Source organism: Bradyrhizobium sp. Mp19 (genome assembly GCF_029952935.1).
GTDB classification, from domain to species: domain Bacteria; phylum Pseudomonadota; class Alphaproteobacteria; order Rhizobiales; family Xanthobacteraceae; genus Bradyrhizobium; species Bradyrhizobium elkanii.
Genome location: NZ_JASAUT010000020.1, coordinates 121,343 through 135,553 on the forward strand (window position 1 = coordinate 121,343; position 14,211 = coordinate 135,553).

Genomic DNA, 14,211 nt, shown 5'->3' on the forward strand with positions numbered 1-14,211 from the left:
CTGCGGTCGGGTGCGGGCGTTCTCGTCCGAACTGGCGGACGCGCGCGGTTATCCGGGGTGAACAATGACAATTCTGAAATGGGCGCTGATCTTCCTTGTCGTGTCGATCATCGCGGGCTTGCTCGGCTTCACCGGCATTTCCGCTGCCTCCGCCGACATCGCCCGCTTTCTGTTTTATGTGTTCGTCGTGATCTTCCTGGTGCTCCTGATCCTCGGGCTCACGATATTCAGGGTATAGCTGGGATCGGGCCGAGCGCTCCCGACGTCATGCCCGGGCCTCGCCCGGGCATTGCCGTTTTGCAGGCTGGGTCAGCGCGCGACGAAAGGCCGGGCGGGGCCCGGCGCTTGCGGCAGGCGACGATTCCCCTAGGCGACTTCCTCGATCTTCACCTTGTCCGGATAGAAGGCGAGGTGGCCGGCGATCTCGGTCATGGCCGGGAAGGGCTCCTCATAGGTCCAGATCGCGTTGTCCAGCGTCTTGCCGTTGGCCTTGATGCTGAAGTAGCTCGCGTCCCCCTTGTACGGGCAATGCGTGGTCCGCTCCGTGCGGGTCAACAGCTCCATGTTGGCGTCCTGCCGCGGGACATATTGCACGGCCGGATAGCTCGCTTCCTTCAAGGTCAGCGCATGGGTGGTCTCGGCGATCACGACGCCGTCGGCGGTGACGCGGACGCGCTTGGCATTGGGCGTGATGGTGATCGGATGGTCGGGGCCGGGGAGCTTCATGATTCTGCGCCTCTTCTGGTCATTTTGGCGTGATGGCTTGTGACCGATTGATGCAGGTTTAAATCGCTGGGAATGGGAATATAGTGTGCCCGGGATGACCTAGAAGACCCCAAGGGCTAGGTTTTATCCTTAGGTTTATCTGGCCGAGCGGCCTGATTCGAACGACCTGACGGAGGTGGACTGGGATGCCGATGGACGCCCGTGATATCGAATCGATGATCAAGGCAGCGATTCCCGATGCCGAGGTGACGATCCGCGATCTGGCCGGCGACGGCGACCACTACGCGGCCACTGTTATTTCCGAGTCCTTCCGCGGCAAGTCCCGCGTCCAGCAGCACCAGATCGTCTACCAGTCGCTGAGGGGCCAGATGGGCGGCGTGCTGCACGCGCTGGCCCTGCAAACCGGCGTGCCGGAAGGCTAGGGCCCCGGCGGCCAGCAGGCGGGGGCCTCGAGCGATGGCAGACAATCCGCGCGGCGCGATGTTTCGTGTCATCGTGCCGAACCAGCACAGCCGCGTCACCAACGCCGAGCTGTTCTTCGACCTCGTCTTCGTCTTCGCCGTCACGCAGCTGTCGCATACGCTGCTGCACCACTTCACCCCGCTTGGGGCGGTGCAGGTCACGCTGCTGTTCCTCGCGGTATGGTGGGTGTGGGTCTACACCACCTGGGTCACCAACTGGCTCAATCCCGAGCTGACGCCGGTCCGCCTGCTGCTGTTCGTGCTGATGCTGGGCGGGCTGTTGCTGTCGACCTCCATACCGACCGCCTTCGAGGGCCGCGGGCTGTGGTTCGCCGGGACCTATGCGGCAATGCAGGTCGGCCGCACCGCGTTCTGGCTGCTGGCGACGCCGCGGCGCCGGACGGCGGTGCGCCACAACGCCATCCGCATCCTGACCTGGCTCTCCTGCTCGGCCGTGCTGTGGATTCTCGGCGGCTTCGCCGAGCACGAGACGCGGATGTGGCTCTGGATCGCGGCGCTGACCATCGAATATATCGCGCCGGCCGCGCGGTTCTGGACCCCGGGGCTCGGCTTCTCCTCGATCGAGGCCTGGTCGGTCGAGGGCGGCCACATGGCCGAACGCTGCGCCGGCTTCATCATCATTGCGCTCGGCGAAGCCATCGTGGTCGACGGCGCGACCTTTGCCGAGCTGACCTGGACGCCGGAGAACATGGCGGCGTTCATCTCGGCGCTGGTCGGCAGCATCGCGATGTGGTGGATCTATTTCCACAAGGGCGCCGAGGCCGGCTCGGACATGATCTCCAAGTCAGAGGAATCCGGCCGCGTGGCGCGGATCGCCTATACCTATCTGCACATGCCGATCGTCGGCGGCATCATCCTCACCGCGGTGGCCGACGAACTGGTGCTGAAGCACCCGTCCGGCCATTCCGACCTGAACACGATCGTCAGCTCGATCGGCGGGCCCATGCTGTTCCTGGTCGGGACCATCCTGTTCAAATATGTGATCCGCAACTTCCTGCAGCTGTCGCACGGCGTCGGCATCGTCGCGCTGGCGATCACGGCCTATTTCGCGCGCGTGATGTCGCCGCTGGTGCTCTCGATCGTCACCACCGCGATCATGATCGTGGTCGCGGCGTGGGAGTCGATCTCGCTGCGGTCGACGGGGGAAGAGGAATAGCGGCCGCCGCTACTTGCGGCCGGCCGTAGCCACGCGGTGCTGCCAATAGACGAACAGCGGTGCGCCGATCACTTCGAGCGCGGTGAAGCCCACGAAGGGCAGCGGCGGCAAGCCGACCATCAGCATCGACAGCAGCCTGCCGATGCCGCCGAGGAAGATGCCGCCCCAGACCATCCGAAACAGCACGCCCTCGCTCTCGATGCGCGGCACCAGCCAGAGCAGTGCGAGCCCGAGACCGAGCCAGACCCCGCCGAAGAAGCGCAAATTGCTGTCGAGCACCGGCAACGCCGGAACGCCCGAGGAGGCGTAGAGCGGATCGCTGACGCCGAGCATGGTGATGATGCCGGTCAGGATCGGGACCAGGGCGAGCAACGCCGTCGCGATCTGCAGCGGACGCCTGCCCATGATTTGCCCCGTCCCCAGGTTTGGGTGCTAGTCCGCGACCAGCGCGTGCACCGAGAACATCGTGTTGGCGTCGGTCCAGCTCTCGCGCACCGTCCAGCCCCCGCTGCGGGCGAGCGCGGTGAAACGCTCGAGCGAGTATTTGTAGCTGTTCTCGGTGTGAATGCTCTCGCCCGGACGGAACGCAAAGGTCTTGCCGAGGATGCGCACGGTCTGCGCCTTGCGGCTGATCAGGTGCATCTCGATGCGATGGCGGTCGCGGTTGTAGATCGAGCGGTGCGTGAAGCCCGACAGGTCGAAATTGCCGCCGAGCTCGCGGTTGATGCGAACCAGCACATTGAGGTTGAACCGCGCGGTGACGCCGGCCGCGTCGTTATAGGCGTCATACAGCACGCGCTCGTCCTTCTCGAGGTCGACGCCGATGATCATCTGCGCGCCGTGGCCGAGGATCTGGCGTGCGCTGCGCAGGAAGGCCAAGGCCTCGCTCGGCTCGAAATTGCCCAGCGTCGAGCCGGGGAAGAAGCCGACCTTCGGCATCGCGGCGACGGCCTCGGGCAGCGTGAACGGCGTGGTGAAATCGGCCGCGACCGGATAGATGCCGAGACCGGGGAAATCCTTCCGCAACCCGTCGGCCTGGGCTTTGAGGAAATCGCCCGAGATATCGACCGGCACATAGGCTGCGAATTCGCAATGCTCGAGCAGCAGGCGCACCTTGGTAGTCGCGCCGGCGCCGAACTCGACCAGCGCCGCGCCGTCAGGGATGATCGCGGCGATCTCGTCGCCGCGGTCGCGCAGGATGCCAAGCTCGGTGCGCGTCGGATAATATTCCGGCAGCACCGTGATCTGCTCGAACAGCTCGGAGCCGGTGGCGTCGTAGAAATATTTCGGCGACAGCCGCTTCGGGTGACGGGCGAGATTGCCGATCACGTCGCCGGCGAACGCCGAAGTCGCTTCGTCGAACGGATACGCTTTGGCCAAAGCGGCGGCATGCACATTCATGATACTCTCCCGAACGCGCTTACCGGCGCGCCATTGATGTCGACAGTGCTTGATCAGGCATAGTCGGCGAGGCGTAACCCCGTGAATTGCCAGCGATGGTGCGGATAGAAGAAGTTGCGGTAGGTGACACGGCTGTGACCTGCGGGCGTCGCCAGCGACGAGCCGCGCAGCACGAGCTGGTTGACCATGAACTTACCGTTGTACTCACCGAGCGCGCCCTCGATCGCGCGGTAGCCCGGGTAGGGCGAATAGGAGCTGCGGGTCCATTGCCAGACGATGCCGTAGGCGTCGTTGAGCAGGCGGGCGCGCGCGGCGACCTCCCATTCCATCTCGGTCGGCAGGTGCTTGCCGACCCATCGGGCGAAGGCGTCGGCCTCGTAATAGCTGACATGGCAAACCGGCGCTGACGGATCGATCGGCTGCAGGCCGCCGAGCGTCATGATCTTCCATTCGCCGTCGATCTCGCGCCAGTGGCCGGGTGCCTGCCAGCCCTCGTTGCTCACGGTGCCAAAGCCATCCATCAGCCACAGCGTGGCGGTGGAATAGCCGCCGTCCGTGATGAAGGCGAGCCAGTCGGCATTGGTGACGAGATTCTTCGCGAGCTTGACCGGGCCGACCAGAGCGCGATGCGCGGGCTTCTCATTGTCGAAATGGAAGCTGTCGTCGGCGTGGCCGACGGTGTGGATGCCTTCGTTGAGCGTCACCCATTCCTCAGGCCCGTGATGCGCCGCCGGGAAGCGCCACGCCGGATCGTAGGCCGGCGGGATCGGGTTCTGCGCGAAGGCATGCAGGATGTCGGTGTACATCAGCTCCTGATGCTGCTGCTCGTGATTGAGGCCGACCTCGACCAGCGGCACAAGCGCCTCGAGCTTGTCGGCTCCGGCAGTCTGGAAGAATTTCACCACCTCGGCGTCGACATGGCGGCGGTAGGCGGTGACTTCGTCGGCCGTCGGGCGCGTCAGATGGCCACGCTGGTGGCGGGCGTGCCGCGGGCCGGCGCTGACGTAATAGGAATTGAACAGATAGGCGTAGTCCGGATGGAATGGCGTGTAGCCCTCGACGTGCTCGCCGAGCAGAAACTGCTCGAAGAACCAGGTGGTATGGGCGCGGTGCCATTTGGCGGGGCTCGCATCCGGCATCGACTGGATCAGCTGGTCTTCGGGCGACAGCGGCGCGGTCCGGCGCTCGGTCTCGTCGCGGACGGCGCGATAGGCGTCCACGAGCCGCTCGGCGAGCGGCCCGGATTCGGAGGACAGTGACGGGGAGGCGGCGGGAAGGGCGGCCGCGGCAGAGGCTGGTTTCGTCACAGGGGTCTCCGATTCAAGGGAGAGAACGTTGCTTCGGCAAACTGGTTCCCGACGGACAGTTCGTCCTAGATAGGGGCTCCGTTACGGGAAAAAAGCCTCCCCCCGCGATGATATTGGGGCCGTCAGATAATCCCGGCCCCTTTTGGGCGCCCGCAGCGCCCGGCGCATGCCAGATTTCCGCCATTTTGCTTTGGATGCACAATGGTTTGAGCTACATATATAGTCAGTCACGGGTTAGAAGGGCGGGCCGGCCCGTCAAGGCCTGAGAGCGCCGCCCCCGAAGGAAGCGAAAATGAGCATCGAGCAATTCATCGACAACGAAGTGAAGTCGAACGACGTCGTGCTGTTCATGAAGGGCACGCCGCAATTCCCGCAGTGCGGGTTTTCCGGTCAGGTCGTGCAGATCCTCGACCACATCGGCGTCGGCTACAAAGGCCTCAACGTTCTCGAGTCCGCCGAACTGCGCAACGGCATCAAGGTCTATTCGAACTGGCCGACGATTCCGCAGCTCTATGTGAAGGGCGAGTTCGTCGGCGGTTGCGACATCATCCGCGAGATGTTCCAGGCCGGCGAATTGCAGCAGCTGTTTGCCGACAAGGGCATCCCGGTCGACGTGGCTGCCTGACCTTGACGGCGCGCCAGATCGGCAAGGCGCGGCTCGAAGTCATCGTTACCGACATCACGACCCTGCGCGTTGACGCCATCGTCAACGCGGCTAATTCATCGCTGCTCGGTGGCGGCGGCGTCGACGGCGCGATCCATCGTGCCGCGGGCCCCGAGCTGCTCGTCGAGTGCCGCGCCCTGCACGGCTGCAAGACCGGCGACGCCAAGATCACCAAAGGCTATCGGCTCCCGGCCAAGCACGTGATCCACGCCGTCGGCCCGATCTGGCACGGCGGCACCCAGAACGAGGATGCGCTGCTCGCATCCTGCTATCGCCGCGGCGTTGAGCTGTGCCACGCCAATCAGCTTGGCTCCATTGCATTTCCTGCCATCTCGACCGGCGTCTATCACTTCCCGCCGGACCGCGCCGCCGGCATCGCGGTCAAGGCTGTCGTCGATGCCCTGGTCGCCGCACCCGGCCTCACGCAGGTGATCTTCTGCTGCTTCTCGCCCCAAAGCGGCCAGCTTCATCAGGAGGTCCTGGAGGCCTTTGGCAGCCCTTGTGCCTGATGATACCGCCGCTACACTTCCCCGTGATTTCCGGGGAGGGATAGTTCAAATGCATTCATTTCGTTTGACGTGCGCCGCCGCAGCCGCCGCCGCGGTGGTGCTGGCGGCGCCGGCGTACCCGCACACCGAGGGCACCTACGAGATTCCGGCGGGTGCGCATTTCAATCCCGCCAAGCTCGCCAAGATCAGCGAGTTCTTCAAGAACGAGGTCGCGACCGGAAAGATTCCCGGCGCTATCGTCCTGATCCAGCAGCACGGCAAGCCGGTGTATCACGAGGCCTTCGGCGTGCAGGACGTGGTCAGCAAGGTGCCGATCACGGACAAGACCATCTTCCGCCTGGCCTCGATGTCCAAGTCGATCACCGCCGTGGTGTCGATGCAGTTGCTGCAGGAAGGGAAATACAAGCTCGACGATCCAGTCTCGAAATACATTCCGTCCTTCGCCAACGTGAAGGTCGGCGTCGAGAAGAAGGCCGAGGACGGCACCAAGACGCTGGAGCTGGTGCCGCCAAAGCGGCCGCTCACGATCCTCGATCTGATGACGCATACGTCGGGTATCACTTACGGCTTCTATGGCGACAGCCTGGTCCGCAAGGCCTACAAGGAAGCCAATATCTACGGCGGAGATTTCGATCTCGCCGAATTCGCCGAGCGGATCGCCAAGCTGCCGCTGCACAACCAGCCCGGCGCGCTCTGGCAATACGGCCATTCCACCGACATTCTGGCGCGCGTGATGGAGGTGGCCACCGGCGAGAAGCTCTCGACGATCGAGCGCGAAAGGCTGCTCGACCCGCTCGGCATGAAGGACACCGGCTTCTTCGTCACCGATCCCGAGAAGCAGAAGCTGATGGCCGAGCCGATGCCGAACGACAGCGACTTCCGGGTCGGCCGGGTCAACGATCCGACCAAGGTCAAGAAATGGGAGTCCGCCAGCGGCGGCATGGTCTCGACCATGGCGGATTATTCGCGCTTCGCGCAGATGCTGCTCAACGGCGGCACCCTCGACGGCAAGACCATCCTGAGGCCCGAAACGTTCAAGGAGCTGACGACCGACCGTGTCGGCCCGGGCTCCGGGGTCGAACGCGACTTTTTCTACTTCCCCGGCGACGGCTTCGGCTTCGGGCTTGGCATCGCGGTGCGCACCGATCCCGGCACTGCGAAGCCGCCGCCGCCCGGCGATCTCGGCGAGCTGAAATGGGACGGCGCCAGCGGCTGCTATTATGTCATCGACCGCAAGCAGGACTTCTTCTTCGTCCTGCTGGAGCAGACGCCGACCGAGCGTCAGCGCATCCAGCGGACGCTGAAGCAGCTCGTCTATGAAGCCATGGAAAACTAGAGCGTTTTCGAGCGAAGTGGATACCGGTTCGCGTGAAAAAACGCGTTGAAAAGAAGGGAATGACGGCATGATCCGATTCAGGCGGATCGGCTCATGCGCTTGCATGCGTGGGGGCCGCGCGTTCGTCGCGTCACTCGCGTTCGCGTTGGTCGCAACGGTTGCGAAGGCCGGCTCCGCGGGGCCGGCCGCGCACAGCTTCTCGGCGGAAGGCCTCGCCAAGGTCTCCGACTATGTCCGGAACGAGGTCGCGACCGGAAAGATCCCGGGCGCGATCCTGCTGCTGCAACAGCATGGCAAGCCGGTCTATTACGAGAAGTTCGGGGTTCGCGACGCCGCCACCGAGTTCTCGATGAGCGCGGATACCATCTTCCGCCTCTATTCGATGTCGAAACCGATCACCACGGTCATCGCGATGATGCTGATCGAGGAAGGCAAGCTCGCCCTCGGCGATCCGGTGTCGAAATATATCCCGGCCTTTGCCGACATGAAGGTCGGGGTGGAAAAGCGCGGCGATGAGGGCAAGATGGCGATGACGCTGGAGCCGCTCAAGCGCCCCATCACCATCGAAGACCTGATGCGCCACACCGCCGGCCTGCCTTACGGCTATTACGGCGGTGGTATCGTGAACAAGACCTACGCCGATGCCGGCCTGTTCGACAACGATCCCGACAATGCCGAATTCGTGGCGCGGCTTGCGGCATTGCCGCTCGCCGAACAACCCGGCACGCAATGGGACTACGGCCATTCCACCGACGTGCTCGGCCGCGTCATCGAGGTTATAACGGGCAAATCGCTGTTTCAGGTCGAGAAGGAACGTCTGCTCGGCCCGCTCGGGATGAACGAGACCGCGTTCCATGTCGCCGACCGGACGAAATGGCCGCTGATCGCCGAGCCGATGCCGAAGGATCGCACCATCAGTCCGGTCGCCGACGTCCGCAATCCGCGCAAGCCGCTGCGATGGGAATCCGGCGGCGGCGGTATGGTCGGCACCATCGGCGACTATGCGCGTTTCTCGCAGATGCTGCTGAATGGCGGCAGCTATGAAGGCAGGCGCTATCTGAAGCCGGAGACCATCGCGCTGATGGCGAGGGACCATATCGGTCCGGAGACCGGCGTCGTGCGCGACCAGAACTACTATCCCGGTCCGAACTCCGGCTTCGGCCTCGGCTTCGCGGTCCGCACCTCGGTGCCGGTGAACACAGACTGGCCGCTGGGGGAGTATCGCTGGGACGGTGTCGGAGGCACCTTCTTCTTCATCGATCCCGCGGACGATCTGTTCGGCATCTTCATGGTGCAGACGCCGTCGCAGCGCGGCCGGATCCAGCAGGAGCTGAAGACGCTGATCTACCAGGCGATGGGACGGTAGACGTGGCGCGCGGAGGTGGTCATGCAGGCGATGACATTCACTCTCCGCAAGCTCATCCTGGTGGCCGTCACATCTGCCGCCATGACTGCGTGCGGGCCTATTCTGGCCGAAGAACCTCGCCGCCTCGGTGATGCCGACGTCATGCAGCGAATCGACCATGTCTTGAACGGCCTGAGGACGGCGATTGTCGTCAACGGCGATGCGCCGATGACGCTTGCCGATCGCATGAACGAGCTGCACGTTCCCGGTGTCAGCATCGCGGTGATTCATGGCGGCGCCATCGAATGGGCGCGCGGCTTTGGCTCAGCCGCCATCGGCGGTCCGCCCGTGGTGCCGGAAACGCTGTTTCAGGCGGCCTCGATCAGCAAGCCGGTGACCGCCATCGCCGCTCTGGCGCTGGCCCAGGCCGGCAAGCTCGATCTCGATGCGGACGTCAACGCTGCGCTCAAGAGCTGGAAGATTCCGGACTATCCGTATTCCCAGTCCCGGGTGACAGTTCGGCGGTTGCTGAGCCATACGGCCGGGACGAACGTGCCCTACTACCCGGGCTATCAGGCCGGCCAGCCGGTCCCCTCTCTTCGCCAGATTCTCGATGGCACGCCACCTGCGAACAGCGCGCCTGTCCGGGTCGAGCACGAACCCGGCAAGCAGGATCAATATTCCGGCAGCGGCTATACGATCGTTCAGCAACTGCTCGTCGACGTGACGGGGCGGCCGTTTCCTGCGCTGCTCGACGATGTCGTCCTCAAGCCTTTCGGGATGACGCATTCCAGCTTCGCGCAGCCATTGCCTGCGGATCGTTTGACGACGGCCGCCACACCGTACCGGTCAGACGGCGCGCCGGTGCCGGGCGGCCCGCATGTCTATCCCGAATTGGCCGCCGCGGGATTATGGACGACGCCGACCGATCTCGCCCATCTCTTGCTCGGCGTGCTGGATTCGTTAGCCGGTCGGAGCAATCCCGTTCTGTCGCAATCGATGACGGCCGAGATGCTCTCGCCGGTTCTCGGCAGTGCCGACGGGCTACCTCCTGGGATCGGACGACGCGGGCTGGGCTGGCTGGTTCGCGGCTCGGCGCCCAACCGGCAATTCTGGCACAACGGGGTGAACGAGGGCTTCATCGACACCATGGTTATTTTCGAGAACGGCGATGGCGCCGTTGTCATGACCAACGGCTGGGGCGGTCGGATCCTCGTCGACGAGATCCTGCGCAGCATCGCGGCCGAGTACGGCTGGCCGGATCGCCAGGCCAAGGCCGGGAAGTTCATCGCAGTGAGCCCGCAGACACTGGACCGTCTGGTCGGAACCTATCGGTTCTCGCCGGAATTTTCGATCCACGTCACAAGGGACGGCAATCGCCTGTTCAGCGAGGCGACGGGGCAGGAGCGGCGCGAAATCTTCGCCACCAGCGATCACCAGTTTTTCTTCAAAGTCGTCGATGCCGTGCTGTCATTCGACACGGACGGTCGGAACGCGGCAATGCAAGTGACCCTTCACCAGGACGGAACGGACCACGTCGGAAAGCGGCTGCCGTAGTTTGGCAGCCCGGATTTCGTGGCGCTCCATCCGAGCTACGGGAGTTACGCCGCGCGCACGATGTCCCTGACGTGTCCGACCGCTTCCTCGATCATCGCTGCCGTGACGTCGAGATGCGTGCAGGCCCTGATCCGGCCGTCCATCATCGCCAGCGTCACGCCGCGCTTGCGCAGCTCGGCGACCATCCTGTCGCCGGATACCCCGGCGCCGCCGGGCTTGAAGAACACGAGGTTGGTCTCCGGCGCCTGTACCGCGATGCCGTTGATCTGCGACAGGCCGCGCGCCAGCGCCCGCGCATTGGCGTGGTCGTCGGCGAGGCGGTCGACATGGTGATCGAGCGCATGGATGCAGGCCGCGGCGCAGACGCCGGACTGCCGCATCGAGCCGCCGAGCCGCTGCTTCCAGCGCCAGACATCGTCGATGAAGGCGCGGGTGCCGGCGATCACGCCGCCGATCGGCGCGCCGAGGCCCTTGGAGAAATCGATCCAGGCGGAATCCCAGCCCGCCGTCATGTCGCGCGGCGAGATGCCGGACGCGACGGTCGCATTGAGCAGCCGCGCGCCGTCCATGTGGGTGACAAGGCCGTGGGCCTTGGCGATGCGCACGACCTCGTCGAGCGCCGCCTTCTTCCAGATCGTGCCGCCGCCGATATTGGCGGTCTGCTCGACGCTGACGAGCACCTGCGGCGGCTGGTAGCGGGTGCGCGGATGCAGCGCGGCCTGGAAGGTCTCCGGCGTGAACTGGCCGTCATCGCCCGGCAGCTGCGTGATCTGGAAACCGCCGAGCGCGGCATGGGCGCCGCCCTCGCGCGCAATGATATGCGCGGTCGCATGCGCCAAAATCTCGTCGCCGGGACGGCAATAGGCCAGCGTCGCCGCGACGTTGCACATCGTGCCCGACGGCATGAAGACGGCGGCTTCCTTACCGAGCAGATCGGCGACGCGGGCGCAGAGCTCGTTGGTGGTCGGATCGTCCCCGACCTGTTCGTCGCCGACCTCCGCCTTCGCCATCGCCTCGCGCATCGCCGGCGTCGGCCTGGTCTGCGTATCGGACAGAAGGTTGATGCGAACGGGCGGGGCCTTGGGATCGGGCCGGGCAGGGGTGTAGTGCATGGCTTTCCTCATCGCTCCGCACTGAGGGCGGATCCGCTGCTGAAACGCGATGAGATAAGATGGATCGTCATCGCGCCCTGGCTTCTTGTTTGAGCATGATCGTATCCGGAAAACCGCTTCGCGCTTTTCCGGATCATGCTTTAGCGTATAGGCCTCCGGGCGGCGTGACGAAACCGCATAATGATGATCTCGGTGGGCGTCACGTGATAGTCGATCAGGTAGGGATACGGTTCGCCGAGAGCCGGCGGACGCCTCGGCGGCTTGTCGGGCGCCCCGCACGCGGCTGCTCTTGCAGCAGCGTGACAAGTGCCAAGATGCGGTCGCGCACATGGACCGCGCCCTGGGGCGATCGTGTTTCGATATAGGAAAGTGCCCGATCAATCTGAACAACAGCGCGTCGCGTTGTAACGGACGTTCACAGCCCGTGCTTTGCCCACATCGCACGGACGTCCTCGGGCGTTGCCAGCTCGCTGCGTGCAATCTCGGCGTCGGCTTCAGCCAGATCGGCGTCTTCTTCCGGCGTGAGCTGGAGCGGTGGTTGGTCGACTCCGGCAAGCTGCAGCATGATGCGCGCGAGCTCGTCCTGCTCTGTGTCAGGCAAGCTTGAAACTGTCTCGAAGGCCTGTTCGAGTAACCGGGGCATCGGCAAGAAACCTCAACGGGCAGCCATCTCCAAGTCCCGGATATAATAGTCGTCTTGTGGGCAAACAAAAAGGCCCCGGCAAAACCGGGGTCTTTCGGATCTCGCAATGCTGAAGTGATCAGCGCGAATAGAATTCGACGATCAGATGCGGCTCCATCTGCACCGGGAACGGCACGTCCGAGAGGCCGGGGGTGCGCGCGAACTTCGCGGTCATCTTGGAGTGATCGACCTCGATGAAGTCGGGCACGTCGCGCTCGGGGAGCTGGGCCGCTTCCAGCACCGGGGTCAGCTGCTTGGAGGCTTCCTTGACCTCGATGAGGTCGCCGACCTTCAGCTTGTAGCTGCCGATGTTGACCTTGCGGCCGTTCACCTTGATGTGGCCGTGGTTGATGAACTGGCGCGCGGCGAACATCGTGGAGACGAACTTGGAGCGATAGACCACGGTGTCGAGACGGCGCTCCAGGAGGCCGATCAGGTTCTCGCCGGTGTCGCCCTTCAGGCGGCTGGCTTCGACATAGATGCCGTGGAACTGGCGCTCGGAAATGTTGGCATAGTAGCCCTTGAGCTTCTGCTTGGCGCGCAGCTGCACGCCGAAGTCGGAGAGCTTGCCCTTGCGGCGCTGGCCGTGCTGACCGGGGCCGTATTCGCGGCGGTTCACGGGGCTCTTCGGGCGGCCCCAGATATTCTGGCCCATGCGGCGATCGATCTTGTACTTCGCCTCACTGCGCTTTGTCATCGCGTCCTCTTTGATAGCCGTCGCACCCAGCGTCCGGCGTTTGTCAGTCTCGGGTTTGAGGAGACGCGCCCTCCTGTGTACCGGCCAAAAGGCCTGTACCGACAGGTCCGCCTCGAAAGCTCGGGGAGGACCACGGGTCGCGAAACGCATCGCGGGCCGAAACCGGCCCGCGAGCAAGGGTGGTCTTAAGGAGAAAGTCCGGTTCTGTCAAACAAAACGCAGGGCGTTTTGGGCGGAATCGGCGTCAAATTTGGCCAATTTCGTCCCTCAGAGGCGGCTTCCGGCCGCCCGGACCAGCCGGGCATCGGCTTGCGGCCGGCCCGCGCCCAGTTCCGCGGCGATTTCGCCGCCCAGCACCTGCTCGAGGCGGGTCAAGGTCTGCGCGATCAGGGCGGCGTCGCAGACCAGATGGTCCCAGCGGAGCACCACGTCGACGGTGTGGTCCGGCCTGATCACGCCATAGCTCAACAGGAATGGCCCCGGGCTCAGCGCGTGCAACTCGCCGGGGCCATAGGCCGCGACCGAGGTCACGCCAAAACTGCCGCAGAAATTGGCGCGCTGCCGGCCAAAATTCATCCCGATCGCCCACGCCAGGCGGCGCAGCGGCAGCGGCAGGCGCGTCACGCAGAGTATTTTGCGGAACGAGGGGATTTCGTGGAGCGGCGCGGTCTTGGCGCGGCGGATCAGCGCGTCGACCTCAGCGAGCGGCATCTCGTCGGCGGCACAGACGCGCTCGAACAGCACGCAGTCCTCGCCCTTCTCAACGCGCGCAATCGCCACCATGCCGACGCTGCGCGGCAGCTCGTAGAGGCAAGGCCACGGCCACTTGACGTGCAGCGTGCGCAGGGTCGGCTCGGTCCTGGCGACCAGCGCGAATGCCTTGACGAAGATGGCGGCCCAGCCCGGTGCCTGCGCCGCACGCGCACGGGCCTCGACGATTGCGCGGACGTTCAAGGTGCGCTTCAGGGAGACCAGCGGCACGCCGGCCGATGCATGCATCAGATCGGCGACGAGACGGCGCGGCAATGAAATCTGACGAAATTTACCGCGCATCCGTTCGCTTCAGTTCCTTAGCAAACAGGCAAAAATCAAAGGCCCGGCGAGCTCACATGGTTGCTCGCCGCACCTGAAGCTCAGATGAACCAGCTGGCCGAAGACCAAGTCCGTATGTCCTTTAGCGCCAGCATAGCGGCGCCACCGGTCTCCGTCACAGTCGAGCCGCCGCCGCGCATGAGGG

General features: G+C 64.5%; 17 protein-coding genes. 8 read left to right on the top strand and 9 right to left on the bottom strand.

Translation table 11 applies throughout. From position 1 onward, the window contains the following. Positions 1-64 precede the first annotated feature (64 nt). A complete protein-coding gene (locus tag QJT82_RS22295; protein WP_024582607.1) occupies positions 65-238 on the top strand; it encodes a DUF1328 domain-containing protein in 174 nt (57 codons plus the stop codon). Positions 239-366: 128 nt separating this feature from the next. On the opposite strand, the gene QJT82_RS22300 is transcribed toward QJT82_RS22295, so the two are convergent. Further along, positions 367-726, bottom strand: coding sequence for a DUF427 domain-containing protein (locus tag QJT82_RS22300; protein WP_016843469.1), 360 nt, complete (start codon positions 724-726; stop codon positions 367-369). 185 nt (positions 727-911) lie between these two features. On the opposite strand from QJT82_RS22300, the gene QJT82_RS22305 reads away from it, so the two are divergent. Further along, complete coding sequence (locus tag QJT82_RS22305; protein ID WP_024518049.1) at positions 912-1,148, top strand: BolA family transcriptional regulator; 237 nt, start codon at positions 912-914, stop codon at positions 1,146-1,148. Positions 1,149-1,182: 34 nt separating this feature from the next. Further along, complete coding sequence (locus tag QJT82_RS22310) at positions 1,183-2,364, top strand: low temperature requirement protein A (RefSeq protein ID WP_035631200.1); 1,182 nt, start codon at positions 1,183-1,185, stop codon at positions 2,362-2,364. A 9-nt stretch (positions 2,365-2,373) separates the two neighbouring features. Here QJT82_RS22310 and QJT82_RS22315 read toward each other — a convergent pair whose 3' ends face one another. From QJT82_RS22315 to egtB, 3 genes are read right to left on the bottom strand one after another with little or no spacing between them, the layout of a single operon-like run. Next, positions 2,374-2,769, bottom strand: coding sequence for a DUF4345 domain-containing protein (locus tag QJT82_RS22315; protein WP_028339891.1), 396 nt, complete (start codon positions 2,767-2,769; stop codon positions 2,374-2,376). Positions 2,770-2,796: 27 nt separating this feature from the next. After that, positions 2,797-3,765: an L-histidine N(alpha)-methyltransferase gene (gene egtD, locus QJT82_RS22320; RefSeq protein ID WP_028339892.1), complete on the bottom strand. Its 969-nt coding sequence runs from the start codon at positions 3,763-3,765 to the stop codon at positions 2,797-2,799. A 53-nt stretch (positions 3,766-3,818) separates the two neighbouring features. Then, a complete protein-coding gene (gene egtB, locus QJT82_RS22325; protein ID WP_028339893.1) occupies positions 3,819-5,072 on the bottom strand; it encodes an ergothioneine biosynthesis protein EgtB in 1,254 nt (417 codons plus the stop codon). 292 nt (positions 5,073-5,364) lie between these two features. Between egtB and grxD the strand changes: the two genes are divergently transcribed. The 5 genes from grxD to QJT82_RS22350 all read left to right on the top strand — a co-directional run bounded on the left by grxD (position 5,365) and on the right by QJT82_RS22350 (position 10,483). After that, positions 5,365-5,697 (top strand): Grx4 family monothiol glutaredoxin, encoded by a 333-nt coding sequence (gene grxD / locus QJT82_RS22330; protein WP_016843475.1) that lies wholly within the window; start codon positions 5,365-5,367, stop codon positions 5,695-5,697. Next, positions 5,694-6,245, top strand: coding sequence for an O-acetyl-ADP-ribose deacetylase (locus tag QJT82_RS22335; RefSeq protein ID WP_028339894.1), 552 nt, complete (start codon positions 5,694-5,696; stop codon positions 6,243-6,245). Before grxD ends, QJT82_RS22335 begins: the two co-directional genes overlap by 4 nt. A 49-nt stretch (positions 6,246-6,294) precedes the next feature. Continuing rightward, complete coding sequence (locus QJT82_RS22340) at positions 6,295-7,581, top strand: serine hydrolase domain-containing protein (protein ID WP_051447779.1); 1,287 nt, start codon at positions 6,295-6,297, stop codon at positions 7,579-7,581. 103 nt (positions 7,582-7,684) lie between these two features. Continuing rightward, positions 7,685-8,947: a serine hydrolase domain-containing protein gene (locus QJT82_RS22345; protein ID WP_028339896.1), complete on the top strand. Its 1,263-nt coding sequence runs from the start codon at positions 7,685-7,687 to the stop codon at positions 8,945-8,947. A 21-nt stretch (positions 8,948-8,968) separates the two neighbouring features. Continuing rightward, positions 8,969-10,483 (top strand): serine hydrolase, encoded by a 1,515-nt coding sequence (locus tag QJT82_RS22350; protein ID WP_155258416.1) that lies wholly within the window; start codon positions 8,969-8,971, stop codon positions 10,481-10,483. A gap of 44 nt (positions 10,484-10,527) precedes the next feature. Here the strand turns inward: QJT82_RS22350 and QJT82_RS22355 are convergent, their stop codons facing one another. The 5 genes from QJT82_RS22355 to QJT82_RS22375 all read right to left on the bottom strand — a co-directional run bounded on the left by QJT82_RS22355 (position 10,528) and on the right by QJT82_RS22375 (position 14,027). Then, positions 10,528-11,595: a threonine aldolase family protein gene (locus tag QJT82_RS22355; protein WP_028339897.1), complete on the bottom strand. Its 1,068-nt coding sequence runs from the start codon at positions 11,593-11,595 to the stop codon at positions 10,528-10,530. Between the two features lie 214 nt (positions 11,596-11,809). Further along, positions 11,810-11,977 (bottom strand): hypothetical protein, encoded by a 168-nt coding sequence (locus QJT82_RS22360; RefSeq protein WP_338132171.1) that lies wholly within the window; start codon positions 11,975-11,977, stop codon positions 11,810-11,812. 33 nt (positions 11,978-12,010) lie between these two features. Continuing rightward, positions 12,011-12,238: a hypothetical protein gene (locus QJT82_RS22365; RefSeq protein ID WP_028339898.1), complete on the bottom strand. Its 228-nt coding sequence runs from the start codon at positions 12,236-12,238 to the stop codon at positions 12,011-12,013. A gap of 118 nt (positions 12,239-12,356) precedes the next feature. Beyond that, positions 12,357-12,974, bottom strand: coding sequence for a 30S ribosomal protein S4 (rpsD, locus tag QJT82_RS22370; RefSeq protein WP_028339899.1), 618 nt, complete (start codon positions 12,972-12,974; stop codon positions 12,357-12,359). 267 nt (positions 12,975-13,241) lie between these two features. Beyond that, complete coding sequence (locus QJT82_RS22375) at positions 13,242-14,027, bottom strand: hypothetical protein (protein ID WP_028339900.1); 786 nt, start codon at positions 14,025-14,027, stop codon at positions 13,242-13,244. Positions 14,028-14,211: the final 184 nt, after the last annotated feature.

Excerpts from the sequence above, each read along its gene's own strand:
- QJT82_RS22295 (WP_024582607.1), top strand. The coding sequence starts at position 65 with ATGACAATTCTGAAATGGGCGCTGATCTTCCTTGTCGTGTCGATCATC.
- QJT82_RS22300 (WP_016843469.1), bottom strand. The coding sequence starts at position 726 with ATGAAGCTCCCCGGCCCCGACCATCCGATCACCATCACGCCCAATGCC.
- QJT82_RS22305 (WP_024518049.1), top strand. The coding sequence starts at position 912 with ATGCCGATGGACGCCCGTGATATCGAATCGATGATCAAGGCAGCGATT.
- QJT82_RS22310 (WP_035631200.1), top strand. The coding sequence starts at position 1,183 with ATGGCAGACAATCCGCGCGGCGCGATGTTTCGTGTCATCGTGCCGAAC.
- QJT82_RS22315 (WP_028339891.1), bottom strand. The coding sequence starts at position 2,769 with ATGGGCAGGCGTCCGCTGCAGATCGCGACGGCGTTGCTCGCCCTGGTC.
- egtD (WP_028339892.1), bottom strand. The coding sequence starts at position 3,765 with ATGAATGTGCATGCCGCCGCTTTGGCCAAAGCGTATCCGTTCGACGAA.
- grxD (WP_016843475.1), top strand. The coding sequence starts at position 5,365 with ATGAGCATCGAGCAATTCATCGACAACGAAGTGAAGTCGAACGACGTC.
- QJT82_RS22340 (WP_051447779.1), top strand. The coding sequence starts at position 6,295 with ATGCATTCATTTCGTTTGACGTGCGCCGCCGCAGCCGCCGCCGCGGTG.
- QJT82_RS22345 (WP_028339896.1), top strand. The coding sequence starts at position 7,685 with ATGCGTGGGGGCCGCGCGTTCGTCGCGTCACTCGCGTTCGCGTTGGTC.
- QJT82_RS22350 (WP_155258416.1), top strand. The coding sequence starts at position 8,969 with ATGCAGGCGATGACATTCACTCTCCGCAAGCTCATCCTGGTGGCCGTC.
- QJT82_RS22355 (WP_028339897.1), bottom strand. The coding sequence starts at position 11,595 with ATGCACTACACCCCTGCCCGGCCCGATCCCAAGGCCCCGCCCGTTCGC.
- QJT82_RS22365 (WP_028339898.1), bottom strand. The coding sequence starts at position 12,238 with ATGCCCCGGTTACTCGAACAGGCCTTCGAGACAGTTTCAAGCTTGCCT.
- rpsD (WP_028339899.1), bottom strand. The coding sequence starts at position 12,974 with ATGACAAAGCGCAGTGAGGCGAAGTACAAGATCGATCGCCGCATGGGC.
- QJT82_RS22375 (WP_028339900.1), bottom strand. The coding sequence starts at position 14,027 with ATGCGCGGTAAATTTCGTCAGATTTCATTGCCGCGCCGTCTCGTCGCC.